The organism is Endozoicomonas sp. Mp262, assembly GCF_025643335.1.
Lineage (GTDB): Bacteria > Pseudomonadota > Gammaproteobacteria > Pseudomonadales > Endozoicomonadaceae > Endonucleibacter.
Genome location: NZ_CP092489.1, coordinates 1908415 through 1925421, shown reverse-complemented (window position 1 = coordinate 1925421; position 17007 = coordinate 1908415). Strand labels below are relative to the sequence as shown.

General features: G+C 48.1%; 10 protein-coding genes. 8 read left to right on the top strand and 2 right to left on the bottom strand.

Going from position 1 to position 17007, the window contains the following annotated elements; translation table 11 throughout:
- The first annotated feature begins 17 nt into the window (after nucleotides 1–17).
- The 6 genes from MJ595_RS08455 (at nucleotide 18) to malQ (ending at nucleotide 10692) form a co-directional block, all read left to right on the top strand.
- Nucleotides 18–2915 (top strand): S8 family serine peptidase, encoded by a 2898-nt coding sequence (locus MJ595_RS08455; RefSeq protein WP_263082016.1) that lies wholly within the window; start codon nucleotides 18–20, stop codon nucleotides 2913–2915.
- Between the two features lie 456 nt (nucleotides 2916–3371).
- Entirely contained in the window at nucleotides 3372–4583 is a 1212-nt protein-coding gene (malE, locus tag MJ595_RS08450; protein ID WP_263082014.1) for a maltose/maltodextrin ABC transporter substrate-binding protein MalE, read from the top strand.
- A 137-nt stretch (nucleotides 4584–4720) separates the two neighbouring features.
- Nucleotides 4721–6298 carry a maltose ABC transporter permease MalF gene (gene malF, locus MJ595_RS08445; RefSeq protein ID WP_263082013.1) on the top strand — a complete coding sequence of 526 codons (1578 nt, stop codon included), beginning with the start codon at nucleotides 4721–4723 and terminating at the stop codon, nucleotides 6296–6298.
- Nucleotides 6299–6310: 12 nt separating this feature from the next.
- A complete protein-coding gene (malG, locus tag MJ595_RS08440) occupies nucleotides 6311–7201 on the top strand; it encodes a maltose ABC transporter permease MalG (protein ID WP_263082012.1) in 891 nt (296 codons plus the stop codon).
- 139 nt (nucleotides 7202–7340) lie between these two features.
- Nucleotides 7341–8477, top strand: coding sequence for a sn-glycerol-3-phosphate ABC transporter ATP-binding protein UgpC (gene ugpC, locus MJ595_RS08435; protein ID WP_263082011.1), 1137 nt, complete (start codon nucleotides 7341–7343; stop codon nucleotides 8475–8477).
- 13 nt (nucleotides 8478–8490) lie between these two features.
- Complete coding sequence (malQ, locus tag MJ595_RS08430) at nucleotides 8491–10692, top strand: 4-alpha-glucanotransferase (RefSeq protein ID WP_263082009.1); 2202 nt, start codon at nucleotides 8491–8493, stop codon at nucleotides 10690–10692.
- An 80-nt stretch (nucleotides 10693–10772) separates the two neighbouring features.
- Here malQ and MJ595_RS08425 read toward each other — a convergent pair whose 3' ends face one another.
- Nucleotides 10773–11780: a MalM family protein gene (locus MJ595_RS08425; RefSeq protein ID WP_263082008.1), complete on the bottom strand. Its 1008-nt coding sequence runs from the start codon at nucleotides 11778–11780 to the stop codon at nucleotides 10773–10775.
- A 437-nt stretch (nucleotides 11781–12217) separates the two neighbouring features.
- On the opposite strand from MJ595_RS08425, the gene lamB reads away from it, so the two are divergent.
- Together lamB and tcdA are read left to right on the top strand one after the other, a co-directional pair.
- Entirely contained in the window at nucleotides 12218–13720 is a 1503-nt protein-coding gene (gene lamB, locus MJ595_RS08420; RefSeq protein WP_263082007.1) for a maltoporin LamB, read from the top strand.
- A 285-nt stretch (nucleotides 13721–14005) separates the two neighbouring features.
- Nucleotides 14006–14785: a tRNA cyclic N6-threonylcarbamoyladenosine(37) synthase TcdA gene (gene tcdA / locus MJ595_RS08415; protein ID WP_263082006.1), complete on the top strand. Its 780-nt coding sequence runs from the start codon at nucleotides 14006–14008 to the stop codon at nucleotides 14783–14785.
- A gap of 278 nt (nucleotides 14786–15063) precedes the next feature.
- On the opposite strand, the gene MJ595_RS08410 is transcribed toward tcdA, so the two are convergent.
- Nucleotides 15064–16812, bottom strand: coding sequence for a SufS family cysteine desulfurase (locus tag MJ595_RS08410; protein ID WP_263082005.1), 1749 nt, complete (start codon nucleotides 16810–16812; stop codon nucleotides 15064–15066).
- Nucleotides 16813–17007 lie beyond the last annotated feature (195 nt).

Below are 17007 nucleotides of genomic sequence, written 5' to 3'. Positions count from 1 at the left end.
ACCAGGGATATCGGCAAATGGCTTTCTGCAAAAACCGATGGTTGTTATTCACAGCCATAAGCATAGTGCATCCAATTTATGCAAGCACATACACACCATACTTATTACCAGAAAAAGAATATCCTGAAGTAGCGCCTGAAGTTTGTAATGAGCAAATAGCGGAGCTTGTGGATATTTCCATTTGCCAGACAGCCATGGCAGAAATAGAAATACCTGAACTGGCCTTCAATATAAATACGGCTATAGAGCATACAGCCAACAAAGAAAGTTTACCTTTTAAACAGCCCTTTTCTTTTATTGGCGGCATTTTAAGCCCTGTCCTTACCAGCCCGACAGTGGGACTATGGACAATGGTTGTCGGTGGTTCCCTTACGGCGGCAGCCACACTGGGCGGTGGTGGGGGAAACTCATCGGAACTGGATGATCCCTCCGATGGCAGCCTGGACAATACCGGGGAGCCTGACCCTGCCCCGGTCACACCCCCTTCATCAAATCCAGCAGACCCCAGTCACTATCGCACCAGTGAATACCTGGTCAATGCCAGTGCTTTTGATATGATCAAACTCGATCATGCCTATGCCCAGGTCTATCAAGGAAGCATTACCGCCGGGCTTGCTTCCAACTCATCAGCCAATACTGCCCAGTTTGCCGGAGGTGGCGTGACCATCTCCATTCTGGATACAGGGGTAGACGCTGACCACCTTAGTTTGGACGGCAATATGATCAATACCTGTGAGGGTGATTGCGCCATACACCACGGGCCCGATGATAACAACGGCCATGGTACCCATGTAGCCGGCATTGTAGCCGCAGAAAAAGATGGTTTTGGTACCCACGGGATAGCCCACGATGCCACTATTCTTCCGGGATGTGCCAATCTTTCTGATAGCTGCCAGCCCGGCCAGTTCCCCAGCATGTCAGAGCTATTACGCTGGTCCACTGACCATAATGCCGATATAGCCAATGTAAGCCTTGAGGCACCTTTCATTGATATCAACCCTCTTACGGGTGAAGAAGAGGCCCTGCGAGCCACGGTTGCATCGGATGTTGTTGGCTTCACTGATAATTACAGTGATTCAAGACTGAAAAGCCCTAATTACCTTATGCTGGGTACTGAAGATAGTCAGGAGTTCCTGGATGCGAAACAGGCTTTTGAACAGGGGCTTATCGTCGCCGTTGCTGCAGGAAACCATATATATGGCAGCAATAACAATATTGTTGAAACAAGCCAGGCAGGGATTCAGTCAATGGCCCCCCTTATTTATAACGACACAGACCTTGCAGAAGACCTTGAAGGGCAATGGATAGCTGTCGTTAATATCGCTCCTGATCTATCCCTGGCAGATTCATCCCATGCCTGTGGTGACGCCCAGAATTTCTGTATGGCTGCCCCTGGTACAAACATTTTATCCACCTATCCTGATGACCAGCATGCCCACCAAACCGGCACATCAATGGCAACCCCCTTCATTAGTGGCAGTCTGGCACTTCTGAAAAAACACTATCCCACCATTAGACTGCCTGAAACCGATGCCCTTGCCACCGTCTGTAATAGTGCCAACTCCGCCTACAATGCCGCCCAGTGCCATAGTAAGGCTATTGTCAACCGACTCTTTACTACGGCTACAGACCTGGGTGAACCAGGACCAGATCCCATCTACGGCCGTGGTCTTTTAAATCTGGATCGGGCAACTGAGCTCATTGGTGTCGCCCAGGTCACCACCATAGCTGGTGACCGCCATGACCTCAGGAAAACCCGGCTAACCCCTTCACCAGCCATGGGGAACGCCATCAATGGTGCCTTAGCCTCTGTTAACTTTATTGCCACTGACTCCTATGATAATGCCGGCTTTAACTACACCGGTACGGCTCTTATAAAAAATCAGGAAAATACGGAGCCTGATCATTCCATCAATACCCTGGAATATCTGCATCGCAGCCTTGGCACAGACTCATCAAAACTCACCATCAATAACAGTCAGTTAACCCTAACCACACGATTTCAAAGCGCCCCCCTGTCAGGCAGCTCTCACAAAAACAGCTACCGCCTGGGCTTTACCCAAGGAAGAAGTCACATTGAATTAACCACTGCGTTTAGCCCGGAATTGGATTTTGGCATGCCAAACTCTGCCGAATCTGGGTTAGGTCAATTGTCAGTGAGCAACGCCTTTAACAGTCCCTACAGCCACTTTAATGAGGAATCCAGGGGCATCAAATACACTCTGGGATTACCGGATGGCTACCATATCCAAGCTGGCTTGTTTCAGGGAAGTGCCCAGGACTCGCAACCCGACAATGAATTAGACACCACCAGCTTTATCATGCAGTTAACAACGCCGACGTTTAATTACTGGCCTGGCAAAGAAGTTTCAGCCAATCTGCAACTGGGAACCCTGGAAGAGGCCAGCTCCTGGCTTGGCACCAGTGGCTCAGGAGCCTGGAGTTTCAATAGCGGTAGTGACACTTTGATTACCGGCATTAATATCGACTACAAATTAAACACCAATACCCATTTATTATTAAGCTACTTTTACTCAAGAACTGATGGAGAACAGCAGGGAGGCCTGTTAAAAAGTAGCAGCCAACTGTTCAGTACCAGCTTCAGTGCTGGCCTCATGGGAAGCTTTGGACAACAATGGCAATATGGATTTTTTGTAACCCAGCCCCTACGCCTTACTAACGGCTCTGCAACACTGACCCTTCCCACAGGCTACGAAGGCTATAATCTGGCATTCAGTGACATTGCTATTGATTTGGCCCCCAAGGGGCGACACCTTGAATATGAACTGGCATTAAGCTGGAAACCGGAATATCTGGACTATGTACGTTTAAATATTCTAAGGGTAGAAGACTATGGCAACATTCCTGGCAACGATGATTCGCTATTACTATTCAGTACAGGAACAAAATTCTAGCCCACGAAAAAGTAGATCAAAAAAGATCAGAAAGAGTTATCTATTGATCTTCTAATAACATGCTGGAAACGCTTACATATTGATTTAAATCACAACCTAAACATATCATTACTCCCATACTCAGCCACCGAAGTTTTTGATCGGCATGTACGTATCAAAACCCCTTTATTCAGCGACCTGAAGTTTTAAAAGCACTGACCATTCACAAGTGCCCCTTGTAAACCACAAGACCTGCCTGTGAGAAACACCTATCAGTATTTTTAAACGGGCTGTTCATTACAAAAAACCAGTGTAGCGAAGGCTTAATATCCACACAGCGGTCACCTAAAAACAACCGCTGCATTCCCGGCAAGATGCCAGGAATTGAAGTAAGCATCTGTACCGATATTAACTGCCTGGAAGCACTGGAAAACATGCCCTGAACGCACCAACAGAGACACCTGGAGTTATTGACACATGATCAAGAAAATTGCTTCAACACTGGCCATAGCGACTCTGGCAGCCAGCGCCAGCAGTGCCTTTGCATTCCAGGATGACGAATTGGTAATCTGGGTCGGTGGCGATAAGGCTTACACAGGTATTCGCGAAATAGGGAAGCAGTTCACCGAAGAAACCGGTATCAAGGTAAAGGTGGAGATTCCTGAAAACCTCACTGACCGTTTCCAGCAGGCATCAGCCTCCGGCAGCGGCCCTGATATCCTGTTCTGGGCACATGACCGCTATGGTGAATGGGCTAAAAGTGGTTTGCTGGCTCCGGTTACTCCCACCGCAAACTTCAAACAGGGCATTGATGATATTGGCTGGCAGGCCATGAGCTATAATGGCAAAACTTACGGTTATCCCATTTCCATGGAAGCCGTCAGTCTGATTTATAACAAGGACATTATTCCTCAGCCGCCAAAATCCTTTGAGTCCATGTTCGCCCTGAATAAGGAGCTCAAGAAAAAAGATAAGAAAACCATTATGTGGGATCAGGTTCAGCCCTATTTCACCATGCCAATGCTGGCCGCTAATGGTGGTTATGTCTTCAAGCAAACCAGCACGGGTTACAATACCAACGACACCGGTGTTAATAATAAAGGCGCAATGGCTGGTGCAGAGATGCTGACCAAGCTGATTGAAAAAAATGTTATGCCAAGAGGCGTTGACTACGGCGTCATGGAATCCAACTTTAACAATCAACAGGTTGCCATGATGGTCACTGGCCCCTGGGCTTGGGCAAACCTGGATAAAAGCAAAATCAACTACGGCGTAGCTCCTCTTCCCACTATTGATGGCAAGCCAGCAAAGGCCTTTGTGGGCGTCTGGGGTGCTGCCATTAACAACGCAAGCCCGAACAAAGCCCTGTCTAAGGAATTCCTGGAAAGCTATCTGTTAGATGAAGAGGGCTTGAAAACCATGAATAATGATGTTCCGCTGGGAGCCGTAGCCAATAAGAAATTCATGGATCAACTCAAGAAAGATCCCCGCATTGCCGCCACCTATGAAAACGTTAAAAACGGTCTGATCATGCCGAATATTCCAGAAATGGGTAAATTCTGGTCTGCCATGGAGTCCGCGCTACGCAATATCACCAGTGGACGGCAGGATTACAAGACTGCTCTTAATGGTGCAGCTGAACGCATTGCTGGTAACCACGATCAGAAAAAAGCTGCGCCTGCCGCATAGCACCTTGAGCAATTAAAAGGTTCAGGTTTGCCAACAACTTGATTGATGACAAACCTGACCCTTCAAATCAAATCGCAGCTATATTCATAGCATCATCTAAAATTCTCAAAACCCTCCCCCCAGAGGGAGGGTTTTCTATGTCTTTGGGAGGCTCCATTATGGAGGCAATCGGCCACTCTAAAGCCGGTCAGCCTAGCAAGTGGCTCGTATTATTGCTGGTTGCAGCTATCGACCTGGTGCTGATGTACGGCGTTACCCTGATGTATGCCCAGGGTGAAATTGCCTTTGCCCTACTGGTTCTGGTGCTTATGGCATCAGGAACCTGGGTATTCGTTAGTAAGAAAGGCTATAACTATCGCTACGTTTTCCCAAGCTTGCTGGGTGTTGCAGCATTTATTGTCTTCCCCTTGATTTACACAGTAAATGTCGCCTTTACCAATTATGGCTCAAGCAATCTGTTGCCACTGGAGCGGGTACAGGCCATTCATCTTGCAAAAACCTACAGCACCGGAGGGGATGCCTTTACCTTTAAGTTATACCGCAATAAAGAGAAAGAGGCCCAGGAACAGTACCAGCTGTTATTGGTCCCCCAGAATAAAGAGAAAAACTACTTTTATATTACCAAACCTTTTGCTGATATCTCAGAGCCGACAGCCATGGCTGCCAGAATGGTAACCATCCCCCCGGCTGCTGATCCGCTATCAATGCGTGAGGTTATCAAACGACGCTCTGCACTGAAAAAGATCCGAATAGAACTTCCTGACGGAACGGGTCTGGCCATGACCAGCCTGCGTAAGTTTGGGGCAATCAGTCAAGTCTACAAACCGGGAGAGAATGGCAATCTTATTGATAACCGCTCAGGCGCAGTTATCAAGCCTGATTTTTCCACGGGGTACTATGTCAGCGAATCCGGTGAACAAATAGGTCCGGGTTTTACTATTTATACCGGCTGGGACAATTTTACCCGGGTATTTACTGATCCTGGTATTCAAGGTCCATTCCTGAAAATTTTTTCCTGGACTGTTATTTTCTCTGCCCTGTCTGTGGTCTTTACTCTAGCCATTGGCCTGGTTATGGCTTGTCTGGTGCAATGGGAACCCCTTAAAGGCAACGGCATCTATCGTCTACTTCTGATTCTTCCCTATGCGGTTCCTTCATTCATTTCCATTCTGATTTTCCGCGGCCTGTTTAACCAGAACTTCGGTGAAATCAATATGCTTCTGGACCTGCTGTTTGGCATCAAACCTGAGTGGTTCAGCAATGAGCTATTGGCAAAATCCATGGTGCTGATTGTTAACACCTGGCTGGGCTATCCCTACATGATGATTCTATGCATCGGTTTGCTGAAAGCCATTCCTGATGACTTGTATGAGGCCTCTGCCATCGATGGCGCTACCCCGATCCAGAACCTGTTCAAAATCACCATTCCGATGATTATCAAGCCGTTGATTCCGTTATTGATTGCCAGCTTTGCCTTCAATTTCAATAACCTGGTTCTGATGGCACTGCTGACTGGCGGCGGTCCCGACATGCTGAATGCAACCACCCCGGCAGGCTCAACGGATATTCTGGTTAGCTACACCTTCCGTATTGCCTTTGGCTCCTATGGACAGGATTATGGCCTGGCCTCTGCTATTGCAACGGTTATCTTCCTGATGGTTGGAGCCATTGCCTGGGTCAACCTGAAAGCCACTCGCAAATTCCAGGCAGAATAAGGAGGATAAGTCATGGCGATGGTTCAACCCCGCAACCTTAAATACCGTGTTTGGACAGCCCGCATCTGCATGTGGCTATTTCTGGCACTGATTTTGTTCCCTTTTATGATGATCATTTCTGTTTCTTTCAGAACAGGGAACTTTGCTACCGGTGATCTTATCCCCAGCAACCCGACGCTAGAGCACTGGTACCTGGCCTTCGGCATTCCCTGGGAAAGTGCTGATGGCTCTATTAGCCAGCCCCCCTTCCCGGTGATGACCTGGTTATGGAACTCTATCAAGGTTGCCTTTATTTCTTCTTCCCTGATTCTGGTGCTGTCAACAACCGGCGCTTACGCCTTTGCCCGGCTGCGGTTTAAATTCAAGGAGCACATGCTGACCGCCATGATGATCCTGCAAATGTTCCCGGCTGTTCTGGCACTGGTTGCCATCTACACCCTGTTTGACAAAATCGGTAACTATGTTCCCTGGCTGGGCCTGGATAGCCTGGGTTCGGTCACTGTCGCTTATCTCGGGGGGCTGGCTCTTCACATCTGGCTGATCAAAGGCTATTTCGAAACCATTGATAACTCTCTGGAAGAAGCTGCCGCCATTGATGGAGCCACACCCTGGCAGGCTTTCCGCCATGTGCTACTACCCCTGTCTGTCCCTATTCTAGCGGTGGTGTTTATCCTGGCGTTTATTTCCAGCGTTGCTGAATATCCGGTTGCCTCTGTACTGCTACAAAGCATGGATAACCTGACACTGGCCGTAGGGTCACGGCAATACCTTAATCCCCAGAACTACCTGTGGGGTGACTTTGCCGCTGCCGCCGTACTGTCAGGCTTACCCATTAGTATCATCTTCCTGCTTTGTCAGCGATGGATTGTCGGTGGCCTGACGGCAGGTGGCGTCAAGGGCTGATTATTCCCTACATGTTCTACCAGTGCTGCACGACAGTGGCACTCTGAAAAGCTTATCCGGCGGGGTTATTTTCAATCCAGCCCAAAGGGCACTGATTATCCTTTACCAAGTGATCAGTGCTCTCAACAAGGTATTTAAAATGGCAGAAGTCAAACTTGTAAATATTTCCAAAAGCTACGACCAGGGTAAAAGCTGGGTTTTGAAAGACATAAACCTTGAAATAGCCGATGGGGAATTTATCGCCTTTGTTGGCCCTTCTGGCTGCGGAAAGTCTACACTGCTTCGAATGGTTTGTGGTCTGGAGGATATTACCTCCGGTGATATGTCCATAGACAACAATCGGGTGAACGACATGCCACCCAATGAGCGTCGTGTTGGCATGGTATTCCAATCCTATGCCCTGTACCCCCATATGAGTGTTGCAGAAAATATGGCCTTTGGCCTGAAACTGGCAAAAGCAGACAAGTCCCTGATGACCAGCCGGGTTAACGAAGCAGCAAAAATCCTGCAACTGGAGCCACTGCTGGATCGTAAACCCAAAGCCATGTCTGGTGGTCAGCGTCAGCGGGTGGCCATTGGCCGCTCCATTGTTCAGGAACCCAGGGTCTTTCTGTTTGATGAGCCATTATCCAACCTTGATGTCTCCCTTCGTGTGCAGATGCGCCAGGAGCTATCACGCTTACACAAACGCCTGAAAACCACCTCAATCTATGTCACCCACGACCAGGTTGAGGCCATGACCCTGGCAGACAAAATCGTTGTTCTCAGTCCCCTGGCCCAGGGCGCAGATACTAACCTGGAACAGGTAGGGAAACCGCTGGAGCTTTACCACCATCCCCGTAATCTTTTTGTTGCCGGTTTTATCGGCTCGCCAAAAATGAATTTCTTTGATGGTGTGATTGAGAAAACCGGCCAGCTGGAAACCCTCGTGAAACTGACCACCGGCGAATTGATTAAAACATTCGTCAACACCTCCGCCGCTCAACCTGGCAAATCAGTGACTCTGGGAGTTCGCCCGGAACACGCCAGCATCGAGGCTAAGGATGAAAACATCATCACTGGCAAGGTTCAGGCCCTGGAAAGGCTTGGCTCAGAATCATTTATTTATATGAAACACGACGCCATTCAAGAGCACTTTATTGTTCGTGTGGATGATTCCCGTCGCAGGGAAGAGGGCAGCACAATACAAATTAAACTCCCCGCAGAGCAGTGTCATTTATTTAATGCTGAAGGCCTGGCATTTTCCAGAACCCGCGCACCTGAAATTGATCAATAAGGAGTTCCCTGAGATGCCTGATCTAAACAGTATTTCCCAAGATAAAATTAACCGGCTGGCCGAACTCTGCGGAATCTCCGAAAGCTACCAGGATTGGGCTGGTAACACCGTCCAGATTCCCGAAACCTATAAGATACCCATGCTGGAGGCAATGGGTATTGATGTCCAGGATGAGCAGCACATTGAAGCGGCTATAGAAAAGCGAGAGAAGAACCAGTGGTCCTCACTGCTTCCTCCTGTCTGCGTTGTTCACAAAGGCGACGGTTTTTCTGTACCCATGTATATACCAGCCAATCGCCAGGACAACACTTTCAAAGGGCGGATTGAACTGGAAAGCGGCAAGCGTGTAAGTATCGAAGTAAAAGCCCACAAGCTCGAAGAACTGGATAGAAAAACCCTCAAGAAAAAGGATAGGGTAAAGCTGAAGCTGCTATTACCAGAGGATTTGCCTTTGGGTTACCACAGGCTTTATCTAAAAAACCGCAATCTGGAAGCACACTGCCTATTGGTTGTGGCTCCCGAAACCTGCTACGAACCAGAACCCTTGAGTCAAGGCCAAAAAATATGGGGTTCCAGCCTTCAGCTATATACGGTTCGCAGTAACGATAACTGGGGAATGGGGGATTTCAGTGACCTGAAGAAACTGATCACCCAGCTGGCTGAACAGGGTGCCGGGATTGTGGGACTGAACCCTATTCATTCCCTCTATCCTGCTAACCCGGAACATTGCAGCCCTTACAGTCCATCCAGCCGGAACTTTATTAACCCGCTGTATATCGATGTGATGGCAGTGGAGGACTTTAACAACTGCGAAAAAGCACAACAACTGTTTGACTCCCAGTCCTTTCAGCAGCGTCTTAATGAAGCCCGATCAGCAGAATATGTTGACTATGCCCTGGTGGCATCGCTGAAATACGAGATGTTAGAACATCTCTTCACCCATTTTAATGAGCACCACCGCAAGGCCAAGACCTTTCAGGGCAAAGCCTTTGATCAGTTCCGCAAACACCGTGGCAACGGACTTGAGCGCCATGCCATTTATGAAGCCCTGTTTGAACATTTCAAAGCCCGGGATATCAACAGCTGGGGATGGCCTTGCTGGCCTGAAGAGTACCAGGACCCTGAAAGCAAAGAAGTCAAGGCCTTTGCCCGTAATTACAAAGATCGTGTCTTGTACTTCAGCTGGCTTCAGTGGCTGGCAGAAAGGCAGCTGGAGCAGGCCCAGCAAGCTTCAGAAGAAGCCGGTATGGCTGTTGGTATTTACAGGGATCTTGCTGTGGGAGTGGATCGGGGTGGCTCGGATGTGTGGAGTGGCCGTGAGTTCTATTGCCTGGATGCCAGTGTCGGAGCACCACCGGACGGCGTTGCCCCCCAGGGACAGAACTGGGGATTACCTCCATTCAATCCTGTAGCCCTGCAAAGCCATCGTTACCTGCCGTTTATCGAAATGGTTCGAGCCAACATGAATCATTGCGGTGCCCTTCGAATTGATCATGTAATGGGATTATTACGGCTATGGTGGTGCCCCACCGGAAAAACTGCAGACTACGGTATTTATGTCAACTATCCGCTGGATGACCTGCTGGGCATTATCAAGCTGGAAAGCCATCGACACCAATGCCTGATTTTTGGGGAAGACCTGGGCACTGTGCCTGAGCAAATTGAGGCTAAACTGCCTCCTGCACTGTGCTACTCCAATGAGGTGGTTCTGTTTTCCTGTGCCGGAGATCGCTTTATTGCTCCAACAGGGTATAAATCCAGGGCCCTGACCTGTATTTCAAATCACGATATTCCAACCCTGAAGGCCTGGTGGAACTGTAATGATCTTGATCTCCGGCAAGAGCTTGGTATTTATGATGCGGAGCGAACCCAGGCAGAGAAGGTTGCCCGGCATAGGCAGAAAGTCGCCCTGCTTAAAACCCTTGCAGAAGCAGGTGAACTGCCCTGGGGCGTTAATCCCGATGATATCAATAGCATGGGCTTCTCTCAGGAACTGATGGAGAAGATTCACTACTACCTGGCCAAGACCGCCTCCAGAATTGTGGTCATTCAGCTAGAGGATGTTCTTAAACTAGACACGCCAGTAAATGTTCCGGGAACAAGCACTGAATACCCGAACTGGCGACGTCGGCTAACTAAAGACTTCTCTGAATTATTATCAGATCAGGGTAATCGTGAATTTTTGAAAAATATATCACTCACCCGGCAAGCCTGAGCAAAACGCCACTGCCACGGCAGTGTTTAAAATAAATAGGGAATAGGGAATCGTATGAGCCTCTATTCCCTCTCTATTGATTAAGATTTCCGATCAAATAATTGATCCACTGCTTCTTGCATCGCCCGGACATCATCTACCACTTTCAATGCAGAAGACGCCTGCCCCGCTTTCAGGTAGCCTGCTATTTTTTCCTGATAGTGGTGTAAGGCCTTTTCGGCAAACCCTTCACTACTTTTCACCGGAGCGGGTTTAGTGACCTGTCCCATTCCAAGCTGGTACTGACTGGCAAAGTATCCTTCTGTTGCCCTGGCAATCTCTTTCAACTCACTCCGTTTATCCAATGCTTTGGTTATTTCACCTTGCTTCAGGCTGTCACCCACCTCATTCAGATAATGGGCGCGAACTTTTTTATTGAAAGGGTCACTCTCTGGCAATACCGCAGGAGTTTTAACCACACTAACACTCGGGGCAACAACCGGTGTCATCGTATAGGCCTGACTGCTTTTCAGCGTAATGGTCAAATTACCTTTATTGCCATGCCCGGCATAGGTGTCTGGAACAGGTAGAGCGACAGTCCCTCTTACTTTGGCATACTCTTTTGCTTCGTTAACCAGCTTCGTTTTTCCTTTTCTTGCTTCATCGGTGGTATACACCACCATGCAAGTTGCAGGATTTTGAACCCGATTATCCAGCACAAAAGAAGTAATAACGCCCTCATCAGCCATAAAGCCCGGCTTTTGGTACTGAACCTGTTCAGCCCCAATGGTTCTTACCACATTGCCTTCCCGGTCTAACAGGCTCACCTGGGGATAAAAAATCTGCTCTTTCCCTTTACCATCATGAAGCACCGCACTGGCCACTGTAATTTCATGGAAACCTGTTTCAGGCAACCCATAGGTGAGTACAGGAGACTGACCACTGGCGAGAGAAATGGTGTCATTTCCCTGGCCTACACCCACCTTAAAACTATGCTTTCCCGGTACAAGGGGCATAGCCTGACAAATAAGCTCTGAAAAAGAATTAAACGACCGGGATTCTCTGGAAGCAGAGACAGGAGGGGCATCAACAGTGGAGGTTTCCATCATGGAACAGCCACCTAACAACCCTATTACGACCACAGGTAAAAGATACTGCTTAATCACAACTGACAACCTTAATTGGAAAAACAAGCCCGCTTAGAGTACTTAGGTGATTATTTTTTGAGACTCGTTTAGGGGCTGATAACAATAACTTGAGACTATACCAGATTAGAGAACCCTGGACGTAAGACTTCTCAGTTTCTATTGACATCAACCGCGATTTTTTTTTGCCGAATACAACTGCCTGAACTAGATTTTGTACAACACTAAATCGCGCCCAGTTAGAGATCCGTAATTTGATAGCGCTGTGATGGGCGCGCTTTAGTAAGTACTTCGTTTAATGAGCAAGTCAGGAATCTCTCGTTCCCAGCGAGGAGAGGTATCCATTCTAAATAATGTACTTGCCAACCTTTGCCCCTAGTCACTCCACAGGGCCCGATATTATGATCCGTTATTGCAAGTCCCTGGTAAGCATCTTACAAAGCGCAGGAACCATTTTAGTTTTATCCTCCTCTTTTAATACCTTTGCAATAGAAGGTATTGATATTGACTTTCGAGGCTATGCCCGATCAGGTATTGGCAGCTCGGGACCCGGTGGAACCCAGATGCCCTTCCAGGCTCCGGGAGCCCCTGCCAAGTACCGGCTCGGTAATGAAACCGATACCTATATGGAGCTTAAGCTGGGTGCAGAATTGTTTAATGAGGATGATGTTTCTTTCCGGCTTGATACCAATATTGCCTACAAAACCTATCAGAAAGGTGACTGGGAAAATCTTTCAAAAGACAAAAACGAAATAGCACTCAGGGAAATCAATGTCCAGGCTCGCAATGTGATTCCTGCCTTACCCGGCTCCCAGCTGTGGGCGGGCAAACGGTATTACCAACGCCATGACGTTCATATAAATGACTGGTATTACTGGGATGTTTCCGGACCCGGTGTGGGCCTGGAAGATATGGATATGGGCTTTGGCAAACTGCACCTGGCCTGGTTAAGACATGAGCCGGAGGTAGCCTATCAATACGATACAGCTGACAAAGACTGGAAAGACACAAAGATAAAAACCGATATTATTGATATCCGCCTTAACAATATCATGCTCACGGAAAACCTGTCCCTTGAAGTGGGCATCGACTACGGCAGGGGAGATGCTCCCAAAGAGCTGAAAGTACCCACAACCGGTAAGCCATGGGATAAATGTGATTTCAATAAAGATGGCTGGATGGGAACACTGGAACTTTCACTGGGCGATTTTCTCAATGGCTACAATAAGGTTGTTTTGCAATATGCCACTGATGCCATGACTGGGCCTGGTGTGGGTTCAACGGGAAGAGACTTGCAGACTTCAAAATGGTACAACGGCAGCACGCTTCATCGAGTCCTCGATCACGGCACCATTTCAATCACTGACCGTCTTGATCTTATGTATGTGGCTGCATGGACACAGATGAAGTACAGCGATAAATATACCCGCTATATCAAAGATAATTTCGGTTATGACCCAAAAGATAAATTGACCTGGATTACCGCTGGTATCAGGCCAATATGGAAATGGAATGAACTAACCAGTACTGCCCTCGAATTTGGTTTTGATCAGGTTAACAATGCTGTCAGCACATACCAGAAACCCTCTGGTACTACCCCAAACCCAAATACCAAACACTATTCTGTTTTTGATAGCCAGTTATTTAAAGTAACAATAGCCCAGCAGTTTCATCCCAAATTCGGTGCTTTTGTAAGACCAGTAATCCGCATCTTTGCCACTTATGCTGACTGGAAAGCGCCTTCCGAGGACAAAATAAACCCCGCCTTGGCTGATAGCAATCAACAGAAACAGACTATCTGTAATTCTATGGGACTTGCCGCACCGGGACAGGAGACCATGGACACCTTCGGAAAAAGCTCAAGCGGCTGGACCTATGGTGCCCAGATGGAAGTCTGGTGGTAAGGTGATTCCCGCCTCTTGCTTCAAGGAGCCTGTCACAAAACCTGCCCTGCAAATAAAAATTAAGTTATTTACTCTTTTTTTTCACCACAGAGGCGCAGAGGTTTATGTTTAGAGAGAATGAAAACTCTGTGTTCTCTGTGCCTCTGTGGTGAAAAAATGCCTTGTACGAAAGACAGGCTTTTCCACCTTCACTACACATAAAAAAACAAGCACAGCTTTCCATTAGACCTTTGCTGATTTCCCCTTATAATCTCACTCCTCCCACAACCTGAAGAAAGAGAACCCATGTCTCCGGAGAGCTTTGATAACCGCTTTGGCGGTGCCCGTCGCCTGTATGGCTATGATGCTGTAGAAAAACTGCGTAAGGCTCATATATGCGTCATTGGCATTGGCGGAGTCGGCTCCTGGGCAGCTGAGGCGCTGGCTCGTACCGCTGTTGGCAGAATAACCCTCATTGACCTGGATGATATTTGTGTCACCAACACCAATCGCCAGCTTCACGCCACAAGGGAAACCATTGGTCAGTCAAAAGTGGAGGTGATGGCTAAACGAATCAAAGCCATTAATCCTGACTGTCACTGTGAAATAATTGAGGATTTTATTACCCCCGATAATCTGGCTGAACTCATTACTCCAGCGTTCGACTATGTACTGGATGCCATTGACAACTTCCGGGTAAAAGCGGCTCTTATCGCCCATTGCAAACGTAATAAGATCAAGATCATTACCACCGGTGGTGCAGGTGGCCAGATAGACCCTACACAGATTCAGGTGACCGACCTCACCAAAACCTGGCACGACCCCTTAACCAGAAAAGTCAGGAACCAACTGAGGGATCGCCACGGATTCACCAAAAACACCAAAAGAAAATTCGGGGTAGACTGTGTCTTCTCTACAGAACAGGCTGTCTATCCCCAACCCGATGGCAGCGTCTGCCAGCAAAAGCCTGAAGCGGGTGGCTCGATGAAAATGGACTGTTCCAGCGGCTTTGGCGCTGCCACAGTGGTTACAGCCACCTTTGGGTTTGTGGCTGTTGCCAGAATTATTAAAAAAATCACCGGTTAGGGGCTGTTGACGTTTGCTCGTGTGCTCAGCCAAAACCAGCGGTTTCGTGGCTAGACGCAGTAGCGCAGGAAGACTCATGTCTTTCAAACTACTGCAACGACGGCACGGAATCGCTGGTTTTGGCCCTTCGGGTGGCTCGTAAAGCGGCTTTCCGACGGCGTTGGACTGGCTTGACGTAGAATAACTATGCCTGCACCAGTCCGCCCGGTGTGCCCCATTGGGTATTGCGGAAAACCGCTTTACGAGCCACTGAGCTCACGATCAAACGTCAACAGCCCCTAGTAATAACGCCGGGCCACCGATTCAATTTCAGCAATAATGGCTTTTAGTCCATTTCCCCTTGATGGACTCAAATGACTGATAAGGCCTAGTTCCAAAAACCATTGTTCAATATAAGCGGCACTGATATCAGCAGGCGTTTTACCATTACAGGCCACCAGCACCAGAGTAATCAGACCACGAATAATTCTGGCATCGGAATCGGCAATAAAGTGAAGCGTCTGGTTTTCCTCATCATAATAATGGTGAAGCCAGACCTGACTTTCGCAGCCATGAAGCAAGGCAGACTCTGTCTTCCAGTTATCAGGAAGCTGGGGTAGTTTCTTTCCCAGCAACATAATGTGACGGTAGCGCTCTTGCCAGCTTTTAGCTGACATCAACTCATGATTGACCGCCTCCTTTTCAATACTACGGCCATAGGGCATAACAGCAAACAGTTCGGGAAGTTCTTTAGCCTCGGACTTCTCAACAAAAAAGCTGTATACCGCCCCGTGGTGAATGGATTCCATAGCAGACAAAAAGGTATCAACATCACCTTCATTATTGTAAAGAGACAAGGATGCCCGCACAGTGCCTTTTAAATTCAGAGACTCCATCAAAGGCATGGCACAGTGGTGCCCAGCTCTAACGGCTATACCATGTTGATCCAGCATCAGGCTGAGATCCTGATTATGAATTTTGTCAGAAATAAAGGACGTAACCGGTGCTTTCTCCACGGCCTGACCTATGATTTTGACCCCTTTTATTTCTGACAGGCCAGCCTCAAGCCGGTTTCTAAGCTGCCGTTCATAAACGACTACAGACTTATTATCAAGGCCTTGCAAAAAGGACATCGCAGCACCCAACCCTACAGCCCCAGCAATATGCGGAGTACCCGCCTCAAATTTAAATGGTAGCTGATTAAAGGTGGTCTCCTGAAAGCTCACATGCCGGATCATCTCACCACCCGCCTGCCAGGGAGGCATTGACTCCAGTAATTCTTTACGGCCATACAATACCCCGGTTCCTGTTGGCCCAAAGGCCTTATGCCCGGAAAACACATAAAAATCGCAACCTATCTTTTGCACGTCAATGGTCTGGTGGGCAATGGCCTGGGAGCCATCAAGCATTACCAAGACACCCGCTGCATGAGCCTCCCTGGTAATCAGTGCCACCGGATTCACTGTGCCTATAGCATTTGATATATGAGCAATGGACACCAGACGCGTTTTAGCCGATAACTGCTTTCGGAAGCTGGCCAGATCCAGCTCACCGGCTGGCGTCAAGCCAATAACCTTGATGCAGGCACCGGTCTCTTTTGCCACCAGTTGCCAGGGCACAATGTTGGCATGGTGCTCCATAACACTCAGTAATATCTCATCGCCTTCCCTAAGGAACTGTCGCCCCCAGCTCTGGGCTACGAGATTAATGGCCTCTGTGGCTCCCCGGGTCCAGATAATTTCTTCAGAATAACCGGCATTGATAAATGCCCGAACCCGATCCCTGGCTCCCTCAAAAGCATGGGTGGCCTGGGCACTGAGAAAGTGTGCCGCCCGGTGAACATTGGCATTTTTCTTTCGATAATAGCTATCAATCACTTCAATAACAGAGCGTGGCTTTTGGGTCGTTGCCGCATTATCAAGGTATATCAAAGACCTGCCGTGGGCTTCCTGGTCAAGGGCTGGAAATAGTTCACGCAGAGATTCAAATTCAGGACGCTGTAATTCCAGCGTTTGGCTGCCAAACTCTCTTGAATCCATACTGGTCATATCTATTCAACGGTTAAAAAATAGTGCCATTTTAGCGCTCAAATGGAAAAAAGAATTGAAAACCTCCCCATTAAATTTACAGACCTCCCTATTACAACGGTAAATTACGACAACACCGTATTTCTATATAAATATTCAGCCTGATAATGGAAGCATTTAGGGGCTGTTGACGTTTGCTCGTGTGCTCACGATCAA